The following is a 19,054-nucleotide window of genomic DNA, read 5'->3' as shown; positions in this document are numbered from 1 at the left end:
TTTCAGACTTGGCGTTCCGTCTCGGGGAATGCCGGATACTTGTCAAGCAGGGCGGCGACAATCTTGCCGAAACCGAGGCCAAGTGACGATTTTACCATCAGCGCGTCTCCCGGTTGCACCCATTGCAGGGCGAAATCGGTCAGTTCCGCCGTCGTCGGGAACCAGATGACGGTAACGCTGTCCGGCAACGCATCACGCAGCGCCGCCATCGCCTCACCCGCCAGCCAGACATGTTCGATACCGGCCGCAAGCAGTGGGCCGGCCAATTCTTCATGCAACTGCGCGGAAAACTCGCCCATCTCCAGCATGTCGCCGAGGACTGCGACGCGCCTTCCGTGACCCTGCGTCGGCGTTTCCGCCAGCACGGCGATCGCCGCGCGCATGGAGGCCGGATTGGCATTGTAGCTTTCATCGATCAGCAGGAAGGTGCCACCGTTGATTGCCAGCTGATGGCGCTGGCCGCGCCCCTTTACCGCCTCAAGCGTTCCCAGCGCCTCGAAGGCACGGTCGAGATTGGCGCCGGTGACCGCAACGGCGCCCAGCACGGCCATGGCGTTATCTGCAATATGCCGGCCGGGAATATTGATGTGCAACTCACTGGTTTCACCGTTCAGGATCGCCCAGATCGTCGAGCCCGTCGTCGTGCTCTCGAAATCCGCGAGGCGGAAATCCGCCTTGGCATGCTGCCCGAAGGTGAGGATATGCTCGATACCCTGTTCCTGCGCCGCTTCTTCAAGCTGTTCGAACTGGGCGTTATCGCGGTTGAGGATGACGGAACCGCCCTCCTCCAGACCCTCGAAAATCTCCGCCTTGGCGCTAGCGATCTCTTCAATGTTCTTGAAATTGCCAAGATGGGCCGGCGCGATGGTCGTGATGATCGCCACATGCGGGCGCACCAGCTTCACCAGCGGCCGAATTTCGCCGGAATGGTTCATGCCGATTTCGAAAACACCGAATTCCGTGTCGGCAGGCATGCGCGCCAGCGTCAGCGGCACGCCCCAATGGTTGTTGAAGGAGGCTACCGCCGCATGCACCCGCCCTGAAGGGGCGAGCGCCTGCCGCAGCATTTCCTTGGTCGTGGTCTTGCCGACCGAACCGGTCACCGCAATGATGCGCGCCGACGTTCTTTCACGCGCGGCGATGGCGAGCTTGCCGAGTGCGGCAAGCACATCTTCCACCACGATCATCGGCACGGTCAGGCGGCCGAGCGCCGGCAGCTTGGCCTCCGCAACGACCAGAAGCCCCGCCCCGTTCGCAACGGCGAAGCTGGTGTAATCATGACCGTCCACCCGGTCGCCCTTGATGGCGAAGAACGCTTCGCCTGGCTTGACCGTCCGGCTGTCGATGGAAATGCCGGTGATTCCGGTCGGCAGGTTGCCCACGGGGCGTCCTGCCGTGATGGCGATCATGTCGGCGACTGTCCATAACCAGCTCAAATCTTCGATCCTTCCAGCCCTGCCAGTGCAGCGCGCACCTGTTCATGATCGGAAAACGGCAGCGTTACCGAACCGACGATCTGCCCCTCTTCATGCCCCTTGCCTGCAACGATCAGCGTATCGCCATGCGAAAGCAGCGACACCGCATGGCGGATAGCGTCCGCCCTGTCGCCGATTTCCAAAGCGCCGGGCGCTGCCGCCATGACTTCGGAACGGATCGTTGCAGCATCTTCCGAACGCGGATTGTCGTCGGTGACGATAACGATGTCGGAAAGCCGCGTCGCAACCTCGCCCATGATCGGGCGCTTGCCCTTGTCGCGGTCGCCGCCGCAGCCGAAGACGGTGATGATTCGGCCCGAGGTGAAGGGCCGAACGGAGGTCAGCACATTTTCCAACGCATCCGGCTTGTGGGCATAATCCACATAGGCAAGCGCGCCGTTCTTCGTCTGGCCTACCAGTTCCAGACGGCCGGCGGCGCCGATCAACTTTTCGAGTGCCTTCAGCGCGGTTGCTGCGGGAACGCCGGTGGACATGGCAAGGCCGGCGGCAACAAGCGCATTGGCTACCTGGAAATCACCCGCCAGCGGGATATCGACTTCATAGATCACGCCATCATGATGCACTTCGATCATCTGCTTGTGGCGAAAATGCTCGACGCGCTTCAAAGTGAGATACTGACCGTTCCGTCCAACGGTGCGGACATCGAGACCGGCTTCGCGCGCCGCACGGATCGCCTGTTGCGACCATGGATCGTCAGCGAAGATCACGGCGGGAGCGCCCTTTTCCATCAGCGTATCGAAGAGCCGCATCTTCGCGGCCATATAGTTCTCGACGGTCGGATGATAATCCATGTGGTCGCGGCCGAGATTGGTGAAACCGGCGGCTGCCAGCCTCACTCCATCGAGACGGCGCTGGTCAAGACCATGGCTCGACGCCTCCATCGCCGCATGGGTCACCCCTTCGCTCGCAAGCTCGGCCAGAAGCGCATGCAGCGTTACCGGATCAGGGGTCGTCAGTGCGCCATAATCTTCACGGCCCGGAGCGATAACGCCCGTTGTGCCGATCTGTGCCGCGGCATGGCCGGCGAAAGCCCAGATCTGCCGAACGAAGGAGGCGACCGAGGTTTTCCCCGCGGTGCCGGTGACGGCGACCATGGTTTCCGGCTGTTTTCCATAAAAACGGGAAGCGGCAAGGGAGAGATAAAGGCGTGGATCGGTGACCGAAAGCACCGGCACATCGGCATCCACCGCGTGTCCGGAAACGATGGCGACCGCGCCCTTGGCAACCGCGTCCTTCACATAGGCCGCGCCATCCGCCTTGGTGCCCGCAACCGCCACAAACAGGCTGCCCGGCGCAGCCTTGCGGCTGTCTGCGGTGATCCCCCCGATTTCGATCGCCCCGATCTCAGACAGGAGCAATTCTTTCAATTCCGGAAACGCATTTCCGGATATATCTCGCAAATTCATCGACTGTGTCCGTCTTGTCCCCCCGGCGCGAATCGCCGGAACATCATAAGCTAACAATCAATAAGACACGAGCAAGGCCGAGCCATCCTTGCCGAACTTCGGCTTCACGCCCAGCACCGCCGCCGTGCGGGTGATGATATCGCGCACCATCGGCGCTGCGGATGTGCCGGCGAGTGCCGCGCCATTACCCTTGTCCGTCTTCGGCTCGTCGATGAAGGACAGCACGACATATTGCGGATCGTCCATTGGGAAGGCCGAGAGGAAGGCGTTGAAGTTCTTGTCGTGCACGTAACGTCCGTTGACGACCTTGTCGGCCGTGCCGGTCTTGCCGCCGACGTTGAAACCATCGACGCGCGCGTTGCGGCCGGAACCGTTGACCCCGTTCCACTCGAACAGGAAACGCATGTCCTTGCTGGCGCCCGGTTTCAGAACCTGCTTGGCCACCTGATCGGCCTGTTCGCGGGTGCGCGGCAGGAAAGTCGGTTCGATCAGTTTGCCGCCATTGACGAGTGCAGCGCCGGCAACCGCCGTCTGCAGCGGCGTCGTGGAAACGCCGTGGCCAAACGAAATGGTAATCGAGTTGATCTTCTTCCATTCGCGCGGCTGCGACGGCAGCGCCACTTCCGGCAATTCGGTCTGCATGCGGGTCAAAAGGCCAAGCCGGGTGAGGAATTCCTTGTGGCCTTCCGTTCCCACGGTGTCGGCAATCTTGGCTGTACCGATATTGGAGGAATACTGGAAGATTTCCGGCACCGAAAGCATCCGGCCCTTGCCGTGGAAGTCCTTGATGGTGAAACCGCCGATGCGGATCGGATAGCGCGCATCGAAGGTATCGCCGAGACGGACGCGGCCCGAATCGAGACCCATGGCGATGGTGAAGGACTTGAAGGTGGACCCCATTTCGAACGTGCCGTTCGACATGCGGTTGAGCCAGCCTTCCTTGGCGCCTTCGGCCGGATTGTTAGGATCGTAATCCGGCACGGAGGCCATGGCGAGGACTTCGCCGGTATGCACATCCAGAACCACCGCGCCGGCGCCGATTGCCTGGAACTTGGTGATGGCCGAGGTCACGACTTCGCGGACAATGGACTGCACGCGCAGATCGATGGAAAGCTTCACCGGCTCCAGCGGCTGGTCGCTGGTCATGCCAAGCGCGGTCAGATCGGCAAGGCCCTGGCTGTCGACGTAACGTTCCATGCCGGCAACGCCGCGATTGTCGATATTGACGTGACCGACGACATGCGCGGCGGTCGGCCCGCCGGGATAAAAGCGGCGCTTTTCCGGACGGAAGCCGACGCCTGGAATGCCGAGCGCCAGAATCTGGCTCTGCTGCTTCGGCGTCAGCTGGCGGCGCAGCCACTGGAAGCGCGAATTGGAGGAAAGCTTCTGATAGGTGCTGCGCTGGTCGAGATCCGGCAGAACCGTCCGCAGCTTCTCGATAGCCTCATCGATATCGACGATGCGATGCGGTTCGGCGAAAAGCGAGACGGTGCGAATATCGGTGGCCAGAACCTCGCCATTGCGGTCGAGAAGATCGGGGCGCGACGCCATCAAGCGGTCGGCGGGTGCGATGCTCGATACCGTTTCCTGCTCGGCCATGCCATATTGCACAAGACGCCCGCCAACGACGGCGTAAAAGGCCACAAAACCGAAAATAATCAGGCCGACACGGCTTTTCGCCTGGGCGGCGCGCTTCTTGCGGGCGCCCTCAAAAGCCGCATGGTCGGTATAAACACCGGTGGTGCTGGCGGAAAAATGAGCCTTGCTCTTCAAAACCATGACGCGGGAGAGAAAAGACATTAGCGGTTCACCGATCCTGTTATCGTGTCATCCATGTCGTCGGTTTCATCGCCCGCGACGGCGGAGACGGCCGGAGCCGCTGTGGGACGGGAAACACGCGCCCGGGGTGTCGGAACCGGAGTGCCGTTGACGGCAATCTGGCCCGCCGGCGGTGATTTCTTTTTGGTGGCCGCACCAAGCGTCGCACCCGGCTTGGAGCCGTTAACGGCGGCGGCAATGACATCCTCGACGCTCATTCCTTCCGGCTCGGGCGGCTGCGGCAGTTGCGAGCGCAGCATGGGCAGCTCACGCGGCTGCGCCAGCTGCGTCGGCAGCGTCGGCGAAAGGCCAAGCTCATCCTGATAGGCATTGACGAGCCGGTGCAGACGGTTCGGCTGCGTCAGGAGCGCCCAGTCGGCCCTCAAAAGATCGATCGTATCCTTCTCAAGCTTGATCTCGGCCTCCAGCTTGCGGACCTCCTCAAGCTTCAGATCGGCCTTGTGCTTGATCGAATAGGTCACGACGGCCGCGGCGACCATCACACCCATCAAGATGACATCGAAAGTGCGCAGCATATCAGCCTCCCATCTTTTCAAGGCTGGCGAGATCGGGAAGCTCGAAGATCGAATAATCCGCCGCGCGCGCCGGTGCGGTCGTGCGCAGACCGGCCCGCAATTTGGCGGATCGGGCACGGGGATTGAGCTCCGCCTCCTCATCGCTGGCGGCGATCATCGGCTTTCCGATGTTATCGAAAATGGCGGGCTTGTCCTCCACCATCGGCAGGTGCCGGGAACCGGCGGCCTTGCCCGAACGGTCGGAGAAGAATTTCTTGACGATACGGTCTTCCAGCGAATGGAAGGTGACGACGACCAGTCGGCCACCGGGTTTCAAAACCTGCTCGGCTGCAAAAAGCGCCTGCGCCAGCTCGCCCAGCTCGTCATTGACGAAAACGCGCAGTGCCTGAAACACCCGCGTTGCGGGATGAATCTTGTCTTTGGCCTTACGCGGCGTGACGATCTCGATGAGGCCGGCCAGATCGCGGGTGGTGCGGAACGGCTCTTCCGCCCTCTTCTTCTCTATGGCGCGGGCGATGCGGCCCGGCTGTTTTTCTTCACCGAGAAAACCGAAGATGCGGATCAGATCGCTGACCTTCGCACGATTGACGACATCGGCCGCCGAAACGCCGGAACCCGACATGCGCATGTCGAGAGGGCCATTTTTCTGGAAGGAAAAACCGCGCTCGGCCTCGTCGATCTGCATGGAGGAAACGCCGATATCCAGCACGACGCCATCGAGCCCGCCTTGCGGGGCATGTTTCGCGAGATCGGAGAATTGCGACTGGATGAGGCTCAACCGGCCGCCATTGGCGGCAACCATTGCCTGACCGCCGGCGATCGCGGTCGGATCGCGGTCGAGCGCGATGACATCAGCGCCCTGATCGAGAATGGCCTGGGTGTAGCCGCCGGCGCCGAACGTGCCGTCGAGAATGATCTTGCCGGATGATGGCTCCAGCGCGGCAATGACTTCGCGAAGCAGGACCGGGATGTGACGCTGAGGTCCGCCATCGGCATCAGAAGATCGTCCGCCAGAATTCGCCGCCATTCCGTGTCCCCGTCCTAGGCGGGGCGAGCAGCCGAAAAACCGCGCCCCGCTCTTGCTTCCGCCTGCGCCGCCAAAAACGCATTCGGTTGCCAAAGCTGAAAATGATCCGCCCGTCCGACGAAGGTGACTTCGGTGGATATGCCGGTGAATTCCCGCACGAAATCCGTCACCATCAATCGACCTTCCTGGTCGAGCTTCATGAAAACGCCGCCGCCGTGAACCAGCAGCGACATCGCGTTCGCCTCGGGCGAGAAGGCATCCATCGACGCAATCTGCCGCTCGTAGCGCTCCAGCAAATCCGGACCGCCGACACTGATTGCCGGAAAGGCGAAATCCTGAAGACAATAAAGCTCCTGAATGCCGCGCCTGACCAGCACCGAACGAAACGGAGACGGAACCGAAACGCGCCCCTTGGCGTCGATCCTGTTCGTCACGTTCGATAAAAAGCGGTCCATTACTCAACTCGCCAAAACCGCATGCCGCAAAGCGATTCATCCGCTCCGCAGCCGACACCGGTACGCACGACACATCGCCAAGCGCCAGGGCGACGTGCCCTGCAGCAGCCCCTCGTAGGCTCCTCACTCGTTTCAGCGATTGCGGGTCAAAAACACGACCCAATGTGGTGTGCATTTGGGATATCATGGGACACTATGGGCGTCAATGGGAGAAGCCGGCACGATACCGACTTCGCATCGGAAATTCATAAGCCGTTAAGTTTAACGAATGGTTTACCGAGCCACGCGACGATGCGCTCTCACGGCACGGGAAGATGCGGCGAAGCCGCTGTTTTTCTGTGTTAAAATAAGGAAATGGCCGCATTATCCGGCTTCCCGGGCAGATGGGTCAGGCCGTCAACGTCAGAAAATAATGGAATCGACGAGAAGCTCAGTCACAATGGCTTCCTTCGCTGCGCTCTATATCCGCATTCTCAGGGCGCAGTGCTTCCTCATCAAACTCCTGGCCTTTAGCCAGAAGACGCAGAACAACCACATCGTCCTGCTCCACCACAAAAGCGACACTGGCGCTGCGTTCAAAACCGATTATGCGGAGTCCCATACGCAGTTCGTTACGCACGGTGCCACGTTCGGGAAAGACATTCAAAGTTGAAAGAAATATGCCGATGCGATCAATGTACCGATCTGCGACAGCGGACGACCCTGATTTGCCGGCGATATTTTGATGGATATGCACCAGATCGGCCTGCGCTTCGGGTGACATGCGCACAACGTAATACTTCATTTAAAAGCGTTTCCAGCAAAAACATGCGGCAACTTGGCATTACGAATTGCATAAATATAAATAGATAAAGGGTTTCGGAGAGGTGGGAGCTATGTGCGCCCCTCACCCTTGGCAATACGCGCCCTGACCTCAGCCAAACCTTCATTGAGAGGCTTGGCCCTGCCCGGGTCTGCTTTGTGAGCATCGTATGCGGATGTCACTTCTTCCTGCAACCACCGCTCCACGGCCGCATCGCGGGCTGCCAGGGTGCGAAGACCATCACGGATAACCTCGCTCTCCGTCGCATATTCGCCGGAAGCGACCTTTGCCTTGACCATTTCCGCCATTTCCAGGGGAAGTGTGATGCTGAAAGCTTGGGTGGTGCGCATGGTTTTCGCCTTTCATTCCCCCTTGTATCACACGGTATGATTTAATCATACACATTCCTGATTATTCATGGGGGAAGCGGCATACATGAGCCGCCGCAAAGATTGAGGAAAATTTGCCAGTTGGCCTGTAAGCCGGGTTCTGTATGGCCCCGGTTTGACCCGGAACGTGGCAGCCATTCATCTGGGACGGCATTTGCATGCCGCCTCGCGCAACCCACCCGGATGACGGGCCCGGAAACCGGCTGTGAACGGGCTTTCGCCCGCCCCGTGTCATCCCTATTCGGTCTTGCTCCCGGTGGGGTTTACCTTGCCGCCGCTGTTACCAGAAGCGCGGTGGGCTCTTACCCCACCCTTTCACCCTTACCATGCGATGCATGGCGGTTTGCTCTCTGTGGCACTTTCCCTGGGGTCGCCCCCGCCGGACGTTATCCGGCACCGTATTTCCGTGGAGCCCGGACTTTCCTCACCTTACCGTCTTTCGACATTGGTAAAGCGCGGCTGCCCGGCCAACTGGCATGGGCTGCATAACCATGTTCCGAGGCGAAAGCCACCGAAAAGCGCAGGCAAGGATCAAAGAAATGCCGGCTTGAAATCCGTCGAAAAGGCGCCATCGGCGATTTCTCCGTCCCGCAGCAGCACAGCACCGAGCCGTCCGATCTCATCGGAACTCTTGGCCGCCGTACCATTGCCGCCGGTCAGAACCGCAATCTTCGGCGAGGCGGTGAAGCCGATGGCCGGATAACCGCTTTGCGTTTTGGAGACGACGCAGGCGGCCATCGAGACACGCGAGAGATCGATGGAAGGCACCAGCGATCCGACGATCTCGGAGAGATGATCACGCACGCTTTCGCGTCCGCCGGAGCGGAACCATTCCCGGATTTCCGGGTCGCTGCCGAGCCTCTTGTCGTCGGGATCGCCGCCGATCTTCAGATAGAATTTGCCATCGGGATAACGCACCGGCGGCAGAAGATAGATATGTTTCGTCGTGTCGCGCGGCTCATAGATCAGCGACGGCATGTCCGCATATTGATCCAGATCGCCCTCATCCACCTCGAAGAAAGCGACGGTGCGTGCATAGACATCGAGCGCCGCCGGCTGCGGCAGCAGATCTTTCGTGATCGAGAAGCCGCCCGCCGCCACCAGCACCCGGTCTGCGGTATAAACCGCGCCAGACGCCGTCTCCACCCGCGCGCGACCATCCTCTTCGCGCGTCGAGACGACGATATCGTCGACAAGCGTAACGCCCGCCATTTCCGCCAAAATGGCCTGCGCCTTCACCAGCCCACGTGGATTGACGTATCCGGCATTGTCCCTTTCGAACACGCCCTCGCAACCCGGCTCGAAGGAGAAATAGGGAAAGCGGCTTTCGAGGCCTTCCCCGTCCAGCAGTTCCGTCGAAACCCCGAGCCGCGCCGCCGCCTTGCGGACATCGTCGACAAAAGGATTAGCGCCGCCCCGTTCGGGCCCCACCATCAGGCAGCCGACGGGTGCATAAAATTCAACACCGCTTCGTGCGGCAATATCGGCGTAACGCGCTATCGAGCGGTTGGCGAGCAGCGCCCAGTCGGCATCGCCGTCGATGGTGCGGGTAATCCGCGCCTCGTCATAATGGCTGGCAAAGACTCCCTGATGCGCTTTGATGTCGGCGGGTTCGCCGGGGCCGATCAGCGCGACGCCATCCACCGTTTCAGCCAGATGGCGGGCGGCAGCGGCCCCCATCATGCCGCGACCCACAACGATGTATCTGAAATGTCCCGACATGCCGCCCTCTTCACCCGCTCATTTCCGTCGTAACCTTGTAGCTGCTTCGTCCCCGAATGTCAGACGAAAACCGGCGACATTTCGGCGGCGAATTCATCCTCGGTCAACTGACCGTTCAAAAGCAGCATGGCGCCCAGCCGGCCGATTTCGTCCGAAGATTTGGCGGAGACGAAATTGCCGCCGGTCAGAACCGCGATATTGGAGGATTGCGTATAGCCAATATAGGGATAGCCGCTGCGGGTAATGGAGGCGACACAGGAGCCTGAGGTGACGGGGCAGCCCGCAAGCTCCGGCATCAAGGAGAGCGCCCGCTTTTTCAGAAACTCAACCTCACCCGGCGTGCCGTCCGAATGGAACCAGTCCACTGCGTCGGTGAGCGTTTCAAGCCTGCCCTTTTCGCTCTCGCCGCCGATCTTCAGATAGACCTTGCCATCGGGATAACGCACCGGCGGCAGGATATAGACGATGTCGTCCTCGGTCTCCGCCAGTACGATGGTGGAGGGCATCGCACCGAACAGCGCCTGCCGCGCCTCATCCAGCTCAAAAAAGACGATGGTGCGGCCCGTGGCCGCCATATCGACCGGAGAAGGCAGAAGCTCGGCCATGTTGGTGAAACCGCCGGCCGCTACGATGACCTTTTCAGCCGTATGAACCGCCCCTTCCCGAGTCGAAACCTCGACGCCATGGGAAGTATCGCGAATATACGCCGCCGTCTGGCGCACAAGCCGCGCGCCCTGCGCGATGGCAATCGTGCATTGCGCCTTCACCAGGGCGCGCGGATTGACGTGGCCGGCATATTGCGCCTCGAAATAACCGCTATGGTCGGCCGGCAGGGAGAACATCGGAAACCGGCCAGCCAGCGCATCAGCGCCGAGTGTCTCCACACCGAGGCCGAGACGGTCGGCCGATGCAAGCGCGCGCGAGACATAGTCCCCCGCAAGCCCCCTGCCGTTTCCGGTAAACAGGCAGCCCGCTTCCGTGAAAAAGCGGATGCCGCTTTTGGCCTCGATCTCCGCATAACGGCGGATGGAGCGCTGCGCGAGTTCCGCCCAGACCGGATCGCCATCAAAACCGCGGGTAATGCGCGCTTCGTCGTAATGGCTCGAAAACACACCCTGATGGGTCTTGCGATCGGTGGGTTCGTCCGGGCCGATCAGCGCCACGCCATCCGTTTGCATTGAGAGATGCCGCGCCGCAGCCGCTCCCATCATCCCGGCCCCGACGACGATATATTTGAAATCCGGCATGTCATGCTCCGTATCAGATTTGCTTCTGACTACAGCATGCCGGGCCGAACCGGAATCGCTTTTCGCAATTTCGCAGACGAACGATGGCGGCCTCAGCCGGCCAGCAGCGCCTGCACCTTGCCGCAATAACGCTTGGAGACCGGGTTCATCCGGGTGGCGCCATGGCCTGCATTGTAACGCAGGATCGTGCTGCACACCTGGCCGCCGCCAAGCTGATGCGCCGTCGCCAGATATTGCATGCCCCAGCGAATATTTGTCTCGGGATCGTAGAGCGCCTTGGTCGTGCCGCGATAGCCCATCATCCGCGCCGTCGCCGGCTTGATCTGCATCAGCCCGACCTCGCCTGCGCTGCCGCGAGCCTTCGGATTGAACTTGCTTTCCACCGAAACCACGGCATGCGCCAGATTGGTGGGAACGCCGTAACGCTTGGCATATTTGACGATCAGATCGGAATAGTCGTTCCTGAGCGAGGAAGGCAGGCTCTTTTCGGGAATGGGATAACCGGGCTTGCGGAAGAAGGTCTCCAGCGTCACGGTTTTGGTCTTGACGTCCTCGTCTTTGGCAAAAGCAATCCCCGCCTGCGAAGCGAGCATAACAACGCCCGCCACGACAGCAACAACAACCCTGTTCATATGTAGAAAAAGTCTCCAGATCGGATGACAGAAACAATGAAGCGGCACAATTAATCTGCGCCCGGAAAGTCGATCACGACCTTCCGCTGTCCGGTCTCCTTGATTGATATTGACGGCAGGTTCCCCTGAAGAACGACACCGCATGCAGTGACGTTCTTAAACTTCCTCAATGCGGATTAACTGTGGCACGGTAAAAAAAGCGACTTGAGCAGCAAGAAAACCGGGAACGTTTTTCCAGAATCCGCGTTCAGGCGGCCGAAAATCTCGGCAGGCTGGCGATCAGCCGATGCAACGTGTCGATGGTGGAGAAATCCGCGATGCCATCCACCAGAGCGGGACGGAAATGCCGCTGGAAGGCAGCCACGGCGCCTTCGGTTTTATCGCAATAAGCGCCTGTAATTTCAACGCCATAACCATAAATGGACAGCATCGACTGCAGCGCTTCGACCGGTTGGCCATGATCCCCGCGCTGGAAAAAACGCCCGCCACGGATCGGCGCAGGCTCCACCCAATGGCCGACACCGTGCTGCGACAGGATGTCCCACGGGAATTTTTCACCCGGATCGACCTTGCGGATCGGCGCGACATCCGAGTGCGCCAGCACCCTTTCAGGGGCGATAGACCAGCGCTGGCCGCAATCGCGACACAATTCGATGACGGCTTGCACCTGTTTCTTCGGAAATTCCGGCAGGCCGCCGGGATGGCCCTGATTGGCGATCTCGATGCCGATGGAGCGGGAATTGATGTCTTGATCCCCCGCCCAGATGCTTTTGCCCGCGTGCCAGGCACGGCGGGCTTCCGGCACGAGCTGAATGACGCGCCCGTCTTCGAAGACGAAATAATGGCTGGAAACCTGGCTTTCCGGATTGCAGAGCCACGACAGCGCGCCGTCGGCCGTCGTCATGCCGGTATAATGCAGCAGAATAATATCGGGGCCGGCCACACCCAGCCTTTCGCCATGGTTAGGCGAAGGCGCAACGGCTGCGCCCCCGAAATCCGGGGTAAAATCCGGCAGACATTCACTCATGCGACGCGGCGTTCTTTCTCGATGGCCGCATAGGCGGCGTTAAGCGCCGCCATACGCTCATTCGCGGCCGCATGCAATTCCATGGGAACGCCGCGTGCGATGAGCTTGTCAGGATGGTGTTCGGCAACCAGCGAACGATAACGCCGGCGAATATCGGAAAAATCGTCGGAAGGCGAAACGCCGAGCACACGATAGGGGTCGCGCCCGTCCATATGGACATGCCGCGCCATGATCGTTTCGAAGTGATCTTCGGTGATACGAAAGATTTCCGCGATCCGGCCGAGGAAGGCCAGTTCCCGCTCATGGATCAGCCCATCGGCCTTGGCGATGTGGAACAGGCCGTCGATGACGCTTTCCAGCATCTCGCAATTGGCGTGCCCGGAACCGCAGAGACCGGCAAGCCGCTCCGCATAGGCCTCGTAACCGGCAACGTCCTGACGGGCGAGATTATAAAGACGGGCAACGTTCTTGGCTTCTTCTTCCGGAAAATCGAAGATTTGCCGGAAGGCGCGCACTTCGGCATCGTTGACGACACCGTCGGCCTTCGCCATCTTGGCGGAGAGCGCGATGATGGCCACGGAAAAGGAAACCTTGCGGCGGGTTTCCGGATCGCCCTCGAAAAGGGTGCGGATGGCTTCCACCACGCGCCCGAGCGCACCGCCTGCCGCGTCGCCGATTGCGCCGAGCAGCCGTTCCCACAGGGATGAAATTTGCAGACAGGCGAAATCGAACATCATGCGACAAGCATGACGGGATATTGCCGCGAATGCAATATGTCCAGCGGGCCGGTGGCATTAACTTTTATTCATCTTTGCGACAGTTTTGCTTCAGGAACAAGAGCGCGCCAGACGATGACGCCACAGTTTTCCACAGATGGCGGGAAGCCGGCCACCGGCTATGCCGATTGAAACGATTATATTCCGCCACTTTGCTCAAGCCGCTGAAAAACCGCGAGAAATCGGCGTTTTTCTTTATAAATTCACTTTACACCTACACGCGGCTGTCGCATCCATTTGCCAGACATGTCTTTGGGTATATGTGAAAAGGAGAGCCATGATGGCCAAACAGAAAGTCGCAATGCTGACCGCGGGTGGCCTTGCGCCCTGTCTCTCTTCGGCCGTGGGCGGCCTGATCGAGCGTTACAGCGACATCGCGCCCGAGATCGACATCATCGCTTACCGCTCGGGTTATCAGGGCGTGCTTCTGGGTGACCGTATCGAGATCACCAGGGATATGCGGGAAAAGGCGCATCTGCTGCACCGATACGGCGGCTCGCCGATCGGCAACAGCCGCGTCAAGCTCACCAACGCAGCCGATTGCGCCAAGCGCGGTCTGGTCAAGGAAGGCGACAATCCGCTGCGCGTCGCGGCTGACCGGCTGGCGGCTGACGGCATCACCATTCTCCACACCATCGGCGGTGACGACACCAACACGACGGCTGCGGACCTTGCCGCCTATCTCGGCGCCAACGGCTACAATCTCACCGTTGTCGGCCTGCCGAAGACGGTGGATAACGACGTTGTGCCGATCAAGCAGTCGCTCGGCGCCTGGACGGCAGCCGAAGTCGGCGCCTCCTTCTTCGACAATGTCAGCAACGAACAGAGCGCAGCGCCGAAAACCTTCGTCATTCACGAAGTCATGGGCCGCCATTGCGGCTGGCTGACGGCCGCCACCGCCCGCGCCTATATCCAGAAGACCAGCGGCAATGAATATGTCGAAGGCCTGATGATGAACACGCAGATGAAGAACATCGACGGCATCTACCTGCCGGAAATGGCCTTCGACATCGAGGCGGAAGCCGAGCGATTGAAGGAAATCATGGACAGGAACGGCTATGTCACGCTGTTCGTTTCCGAAGGTGCGGGCCTCGATTCCATCGTCGCCGAACGCGAAGCCTCCGGCGAGGCCGTCAAGCGCGACGCTTTCGGCCATGTGAAGATCGACACCATCAATGTCGGTGGCTGGTTCCAGAAGCAGTTTGCCAGCCTCATCGGTGCGGAACGCTCCATGGTGCAGAAATCAGGCTATTTCGCCCGCTCCGCCGCCGCCAATGGCGACGACCTGCGCCTCATTCAGGGCATGGTCGATCTCGCCGTAGAAAGCGCGCTCAACAAGGTCTCCGGCGTCACCGGCCATGACGAAGACCAGAATGGCAAATTGCGGACCATCGAGTTTCCGCGTATCAAGGGCGGAAAGCATTTCGACCTCTCTGCAAAATGGTTTACCGAAGTGATGGAACACGTCGGTCAGCCGTTCACAGCGGCCTGATTTTACGATAGGCTAAAATAATACGGCGACAGGGAGGGCAAGGAGGAAGAGAATGTCTGGACAGGCCTGGCTGATTTTTTGTGCAGCATGTGCCGTTGTGTTCGCACTCCCCTCTCCCCTTGTATTTTCTGTCGCCTCCTATGCCGCCATTCGCGGCAAAAAGACGGTCTTCGCCTCCGTCATCGGCGGCGCGCTCGGCATTGTCACGGCCATGACGATTTCCGCCATTCCGGTGGCCGGTCTCGCCTGGCTGCCGCAATCCTTCGTGGAAATCGTGCAATGGGCCGGCATCGGCTGGCTGATGCTGTTCCTCCTGTGGACCTTCGCCACGCCGGCCGCCCAGGCCGCCAATGCCGATAATGACAACCTGCCGGGCAAATCCTGGAGCGGTATTTTCCGCGATTGTTACGCTATTGCCGCCCTGCGCCCGCGCTACTTCGCTTTCTTTCTGGCGTTGCTGCCGCAATTCGTGTCCGCCTCCGGCAAAGCAATTGAAACGCTTGCCATGGCGCAGGCCGCCATCCTGCTTCTGGCGCTGGTGATTCTGACCGCGCAGGCGCTGTTTGCCGGGCCTACTCTGGCGATGGTGCGCCGCATGTCGGGCGATAAAAAAATCCGGCCGAAATACCGCACCCACTTCATTTCCGGCCGCGCCGTCAGCGCCGGATACAGGCGCATCGCGGCCTGAAAAACCGCCCGAAAGCCGGGGAGGAACGTCCCGGCTTGCCGCTATCCTTACAATAGGTTAATGAAGGCGCGACGGGACACTGCCTGCTTCGCTCGACGCGGGGGTATCGACAGACAGGCATAACGAAGGCGGCAACATGCGAAATTCGGGAAAATTCCGCGGAAGGAGTGCACTTCTTCTGTCTTCCACCGTGGGTCTGGCACTGGCATTGAGCGCATGCACCAGCGTCGAATATACCGCCAAGGAAGGGCCGAACGGCCCGAAGATCGCAACAGTCAATCCCGCGACCACTCCTGCGCAGACATCGGCGCAGCCGGCAACGGCCGAAGCAGCAGCGGGCGCGAACCTGGCAGCAGCAGCAACGGTGCAGACCGCCGAAACCGCAACCCCTTCCCAGCCTGCAGCACTTCCCACCGCAGTCGCCGTCAAGGGCGGACGCGTGGCGCTGCCGCCGGCTTCCGAAATTGCTGCAGCCGCAGCCATCGCCGCCCAGATGCAGCCGCAGCAGAACGAGGTCGCCCAAGCTGGTGTGACGACATCTGCGCCGACCACGGCCACGGCGCTCGCACCGACAAGCGCCACTCCGGCGGCCGCAGCCATCGAAACGGCTGACGTGGCGGCGAAGCCGGCTGCCCATAATGCCGCCGCCGATCTGCCGCAGGTGGTTGCCGTCAAGGGCAGCTTCCCGCCCGCACCGCCGCCGCCCGGCTCGCCCTCCATCGGCACCGAACTGACGGCGGAACGCAAAGTCATTCCGCTGCCGAAGCCGGACAGCACGGTTCTAGCCTATGCCGCCGGCCCCACCAATGCCGCGCTGGCCGCCATCCGCCAGAACGAATCGATGACGGCGCCGCTCAATTCCGCGCCGGCCGGACGCGAAAAGCTGAGCGGCCTTATTACCAAATACGCCACCATGTATGATGTGCCGGAAGATCTGGTTCACCGCGTCGTGCAGCGCGAGAGCCGATATAATCCCGGCGCCTATAGCAGCGGCAATTTCGGCCTGATGCAGATCCGGCACGCCACGGCACGCTCCATGGGCTTCGATGGCCCCGCCTCCGGCCTTTTCGATGCGGAAACCAACCTCAAATACGCCGTCAAATATCTGCGCGGCGCATGGGTTGTGGCCGGCAACGACCGCGACAACGCCGTCCGGCTTTATGCGCGTGGCTATTACTACGACGCCAAGCGCAAGGGCATGCTGCACGTTTTGCGCAAGTGATTGCCTCCGGCTCTGTTATGCGAATGCAACGGAGCGGCTTTTCTTAAGCCGCCGGGTGTTTTCATTTTATCATCCTGATTGGGCGGCGCGGGCTGGTTTTCCACCGACACCCCTATTCCCCGCCTTTGCCCACAGCCCCTGTCATCAAATTGTAGTGTCACGGCTGTAGACGCCTCTCAATCGACTGAGAGGTGAACATATGACGAGTGCGGCACCCAAGACCGGCTTCAGCAAGAACACGAAACTGAAGTCCGCATTGCTCCAGCACAAGGCACTCTCCAAAAGCGGTCTGTCCGAGCGCTTCTTCGGCGTCCTCTTTTCCGGCCTCGTCTATCCGCAGATATGGGAAGACCCGGAAATCGACATGGAAGCGATGGAGCTTGGCGAAGGTCACCGCATCGTCACCATCGGCTCGGGCGGCTGCAACATGCTGGCCTATCTCTCCCGCAATCCGGCCAGCATCGATGTCGTGGACCTCAACCCGCACCACATCGCGCTGAACAAGCTGAAGCTCGCCGCCTTCCGCCATCTGCCCGCCCATCAGGACGTGGTGCGCCACTTCGGTCGCGCCAATACGCGCAGCAACAGCCACGGTTACGACTGCTTCATCGCCGAGCATCTCGACGCCACGACCAAGGCATACTGGTCGAAGCGCACCCTTTCCGGCCGCCGCCGCATCTCTGTCTTCGACAGGAACATCTATCGCACCGGCCTGCTCGGCCGCTTCATCGGCGCCGGCCATCTTATGGCCCGTCTGCACGGCGTAAAGCTCACCGAAATGGCCAAAACCCGCACGCTGGACGAACAGCGCCAGTTTTTCGACAGCAAGGTGGCGCCATTGTTCGACAAGCCGGTGGTGCGCTGGCTGACGAAGCGCAAAAGCTCACTCTTCGGCCTCGGCATCCCGCCTAGGCAATATGACGAACTGGCCAGCCTTTCCGCCAATGGCACGGTCGCATCCGTGCTGAAGGAACGGCTGGAAAAGCTCGCCTGCAACTTCCCACTCAGCGACAATTATTTCGCCTGGCAGGCCTTTGCGCGCCGTTATCCCGAACCGCATGAGGGTGCGCTGCCCGCCTATCTCAAGCCGGAATATTACGAGACGATCCGCAACAACACGGCCCGCGTCGCGGTGCACCACGCCACCTATACCGAGCTTCTCTCCAGAAAGCCGGCAAGCGCCGTCGACCGCTATATCCTCCTCGATGCGCAGGACTGGATGACCGACACGCAGCTCAACGAATTGTGGTCGCAGATCACCCGCACCGCCGCGCCCGGTGCGCGCGTCATCTTCCGCACCGCGGCCGAAAAGAGCGTCATCGAAGGCCGGCTTTCGCCCGATATCCGCAACCAGTGGGTCTATCTCGAAGAGCGCTCCAGCGAGCTCAACGCCATGGACCGTTCGGCCATCTACGGCGGCTTCCATATCTATCAGAAGGCTATGGCATGAAAACCATCGGCGAGAATGTGGGACTTGCAGATAGCGCGCATGCGAGCCTGATGGACCGCATGTATCGCCACCAGCGGCATATCTACGATATCACCCGCAAATATTACCTTCTCGGCCGTGACCGGACCATTTCCGGCCTCGACGTGCCGAAGGGCGGCACGCTGTTGGAAGTCGGCTGCGGCACCGGCCGCAACCTGCTGCTGGCCAGCCGCAAATTTCCGCAGGCAAGACTGTTCGGCCTAGACATTTCCGCCGAAATGCTTCTGACCGCAGCCGAAAATTTCGCTGGCAAGGCGGAACGCCCCATTCTGCGCGTGGCCGATGCCACCGCTTTTCGCGCCTCCGAATTCGGCCAGCCCGACGGCTTCGACCGCGTCATGATCCCCTATGCCCTGTCGATGATACCGGACTGGGAAAAGGCGATCGAACAGGCGCTCACGGCGCTGAAACCCGGCGGCTCGCTGCATATCGTTGATTTCGGCCAGCAGGAACAATTGCCGAAGTGGTTCCGCACCCTTCTGCAAGCATGGCTCACCCGTTTCCACGTCACGCCCCGCGCCAATCTCCGCTATGTTCTGGCCAATATGGCCGGCCGTTTCGACGGCAATCTCGTCTTCGAGGAAATCGCCCGGGGTTATGCCTGGCGGGCTGTCATCACGCTTCCAGTTGCCGAAGCGCAGCAGCCGAAAATCCACCGCATATTGGCCGACGCCTGATTCCCGGGGGATTGCGAAACCCGCCTGCGCGTCTGTAGCGTAGTCTTCACGGCTCCGCCCGGCGAGGTTTCAGCAGTAAAAATCGCAAATCGCTTCAAATCCAGCGGCTTGCGAGATGCAAAAAAGCACCTTGCCCCTTGCCATAACCGCTTG

The 19,054-nt window shown here is 60.6% G+C and carries 18 protein-coding genes and 1 other RNA gene; 5 read left to right on the top strand and 14 right to left on the bottom strand.

The genetic code is table 11. From position 1 onward, the window contains the following. Positions 1-2: 2 nt before the first annotated feature. From PIB16_RS08940 to PIB16_RS08875, 14 genes are all read right to left on the bottom strand, one after another. Positions 3-1,436: a UDP-N-acetylmuramoylalanyl-D-glutamyl-2,6-diaminopimelate--D-alanyl-D-alanine ligase gene (locus PIB16_RS08940; protein ID WP_065655810.1), complete on the bottom strand. Its 1,434-nt coding sequence runs from the start codon at positions 1,434-1,436 to the stop codon at positions 3-5. Beyond that, complete coding sequence (locus tag PIB16_RS08935) at positions 1,433-2,902, bottom strand: UDP-N-acetylmuramoyl-L-alanyl-D-glutamate--2,6-diaminopimelate ligase (RefSeq protein WP_271045459.1); 1,470 nt, start codon at positions 2,900-2,902, stop codon at positions 1,433-1,435. Before PIB16_RS08935 ends, PIB16_RS08940 begins: the two co-directional genes overlap by 4 nt. A gap of 57 nt (positions 2,903-2,959) precedes the next feature. Next, positions 2,960-4,702, bottom strand: a complete 1,743-nt coding sequence (locus PIB16_RS08930) for a peptidoglycan D,D-transpeptidase FtsI family protein (protein WP_003522193.1) — start codon at positions 4,700-4,702, stop codon at positions 2,960-2,962. After that, positions 4,702-5,256: a cell division protein FtsL gene (gene ftsL, locus PIB16_RS08925; RefSeq protein ID WP_020811527.1), complete on the bottom strand. Its 555-nt coding sequence runs from the start codon at positions 5,254-5,256 to the stop codon at positions 4,702-4,704. Before ftsL ends, PIB16_RS08930 begins: the two co-directional genes overlap by 1 nt. A 1-nt stretch (position 5,257) precedes the next feature. After that, positions 5,258-6,283: a 16S rRNA (cytosine(1402)-N(4))-methyltransferase RsmH gene (gene rsmH / locus PIB16_RS08920; protein ID WP_003522191.1), complete on the bottom strand. Its 1,026-nt coding sequence runs from the start codon at positions 6,281-6,283 to the stop codon at positions 5,258-5,260. A gap of 14 nt (positions 6,284-6,297) precedes the next feature. Then, positions 6,298-6,738, bottom strand: coding sequence for a division/cell wall cluster transcriptional repressor MraZ (gene mraZ / locus PIB16_RS08915; RefSeq protein WP_003522190.1), 441 nt, complete (start codon positions 6,736-6,738; stop codon positions 6,298-6,300). 430 nt (positions 6,739-7,168) lie between these two features. Then, entirely contained in the window at positions 7,169-7,522 is a 354-nt protein-coding gene (locus tag PIB16_RS08910) for a type II toxin-antitoxin system RelE/ParE family toxin (protein ID WP_271045458.1), read from the bottom strand. 89 nt (positions 7,523-7,611) lie between these two features. Continuing rightward, positions 7,612-7,890, bottom strand: coding sequence for a type II toxin-antitoxin system ParD family antitoxin (locus PIB16_RS08905; RefSeq protein WP_104679538.1), 279 nt, complete (start codon positions 7,888-7,890; stop codon positions 7,612-7,614). A 112-nt stretch (positions 7,891-8,002) separates the two neighbouring features. Beyond that, positions 8,003-8,404: RNase P RNA component class A (gene rnpB, locus PIB16_RS08900), an RNA gene on the bottom strand. Positions 8,405-8,460: 56 nt separating this feature from the next. Further along, a complete protein-coding gene (locus tag PIB16_RS08895) occupies positions 8,461-9,651 on the bottom strand; it encodes an NAD(P)/FAD-dependent oxidoreductase (protein WP_271045457.1) in 1,191 nt (396 codons plus the stop codon). Positions 9,652-9,710: 59 nt separating this feature from the next. Then, complete coding sequence (locus PIB16_RS08890; protein WP_174036230.1) at positions 9,711-10,898, bottom strand: NAD(P)/FAD-dependent oxidoreductase; 1,188 nt, start codon at positions 10,896-10,898, stop codon at positions 9,711-9,713. Positions 10,899-10,990: 92 nt separating this feature from the next. Next, positions 10,991-11,530, bottom strand: coding sequence for a lytic transglycosylase domain-containing protein (locus PIB16_RS08885; RefSeq protein WP_003522187.1), 540 nt, complete (start codon positions 11,528-11,530; stop codon positions 10,991-10,993). A gap of 247 nt (positions 11,531-11,777) precedes the next feature. Next, positions 11,778-12,557: an N-acetylmuramoyl-L-alanine amidase gene (locus PIB16_RS08880; protein ID WP_271045456.1), complete on the bottom strand. Its 780-nt coding sequence runs from the start codon at positions 12,555-12,557 to the stop codon at positions 11,778-11,780. Next, on the bottom strand, positions 12,554-13,294 hold the full coding sequence (locus PIB16_RS08875; RefSeq protein WP_003522185.1) for a J domain-containing protein: 741 nt from the start codon (positions 13,292-13,294) through the stop codon (positions 12,554-12,556). Before PIB16_RS08875 ends, PIB16_RS08880 begins: the two co-directional genes overlap by 4 nt. Before the next feature lie 319 nt (positions 13,295-13,613). Here PIB16_RS08875 and PIB16_RS08870 point away from each other — a divergent pair, with 319 nt between their 5' ends. From PIB16_RS08870 to PIB16_RS08850, 5 genes are all read left to right on the top strand, one after another. Further along, positions 13,614-14,825, top strand: coding sequence for a pyrophosphate--fructose-6-phosphate 1-phosphotransferase (locus tag PIB16_RS08870; protein WP_065655955.1), 1,212 nt, complete (start codon positions 13,614-13,616; stop codon positions 14,823-14,825). A 52-nt stretch (positions 14,826-14,877) separates the two neighbouring features. Then, positions 14,878-15,513 carry a LysE family translocator gene (locus tag PIB16_RS08865; protein WP_142845271.1) on the top strand — a complete coding sequence of 212 codons (636 nt, stop codon included), beginning with the start codon at positions 14,878-14,880 and terminating at the stop codon, positions 15,511-15,513. Between the two features lie 136 nt (positions 15,514-15,649). After that, positions 15,650-16,735 (top strand): lytic transglycosylase domain-containing protein, encoded by a 1,086-nt coding sequence (locus PIB16_RS08860; RefSeq protein ID WP_173999981.1) that lies wholly within the window; start codon positions 15,650-15,652, stop codon positions 16,733-16,735. Between the two features lie 199 nt (positions 16,736-16,934). Continuing rightward, on the top strand, positions 16,935-18,185 hold the full coding sequence (locus tag PIB16_RS08855) for a DUF3419 family protein (RefSeq protein WP_271045455.1): 1,251 nt from the start codon (positions 16,935-16,937) through the stop codon (positions 18,183-18,185). Continuing rightward, complete coding sequence (locus tag PIB16_RS08850; protein ID WP_271045454.1) at positions 18,182-18,901, top strand: class I SAM-dependent methyltransferase; 720 nt, start codon at positions 18,182-18,184, stop codon at positions 18,899-18,901. Before PIB16_RS08855 ends, PIB16_RS08850 begins: the two co-directional genes overlap by 4 nt. Positions 18,902-19,054 lie beyond the last annotated feature (153 nt).

The organism is Agrobacterium sp. ST15.13.015, assembly GCF_027871645.1.
Classification (GTDB): domain Bacteria; phylum Pseudomonadota; class Alphaproteobacteria; order Rhizobiales; family Rhizobiaceae; genus Agrobacterium; species Agrobacterium leguminum.
Note: the sequence above shows the minus strand (reverse complement) of the source record. Positions and strands in the feature narration are given on the sequence as shown.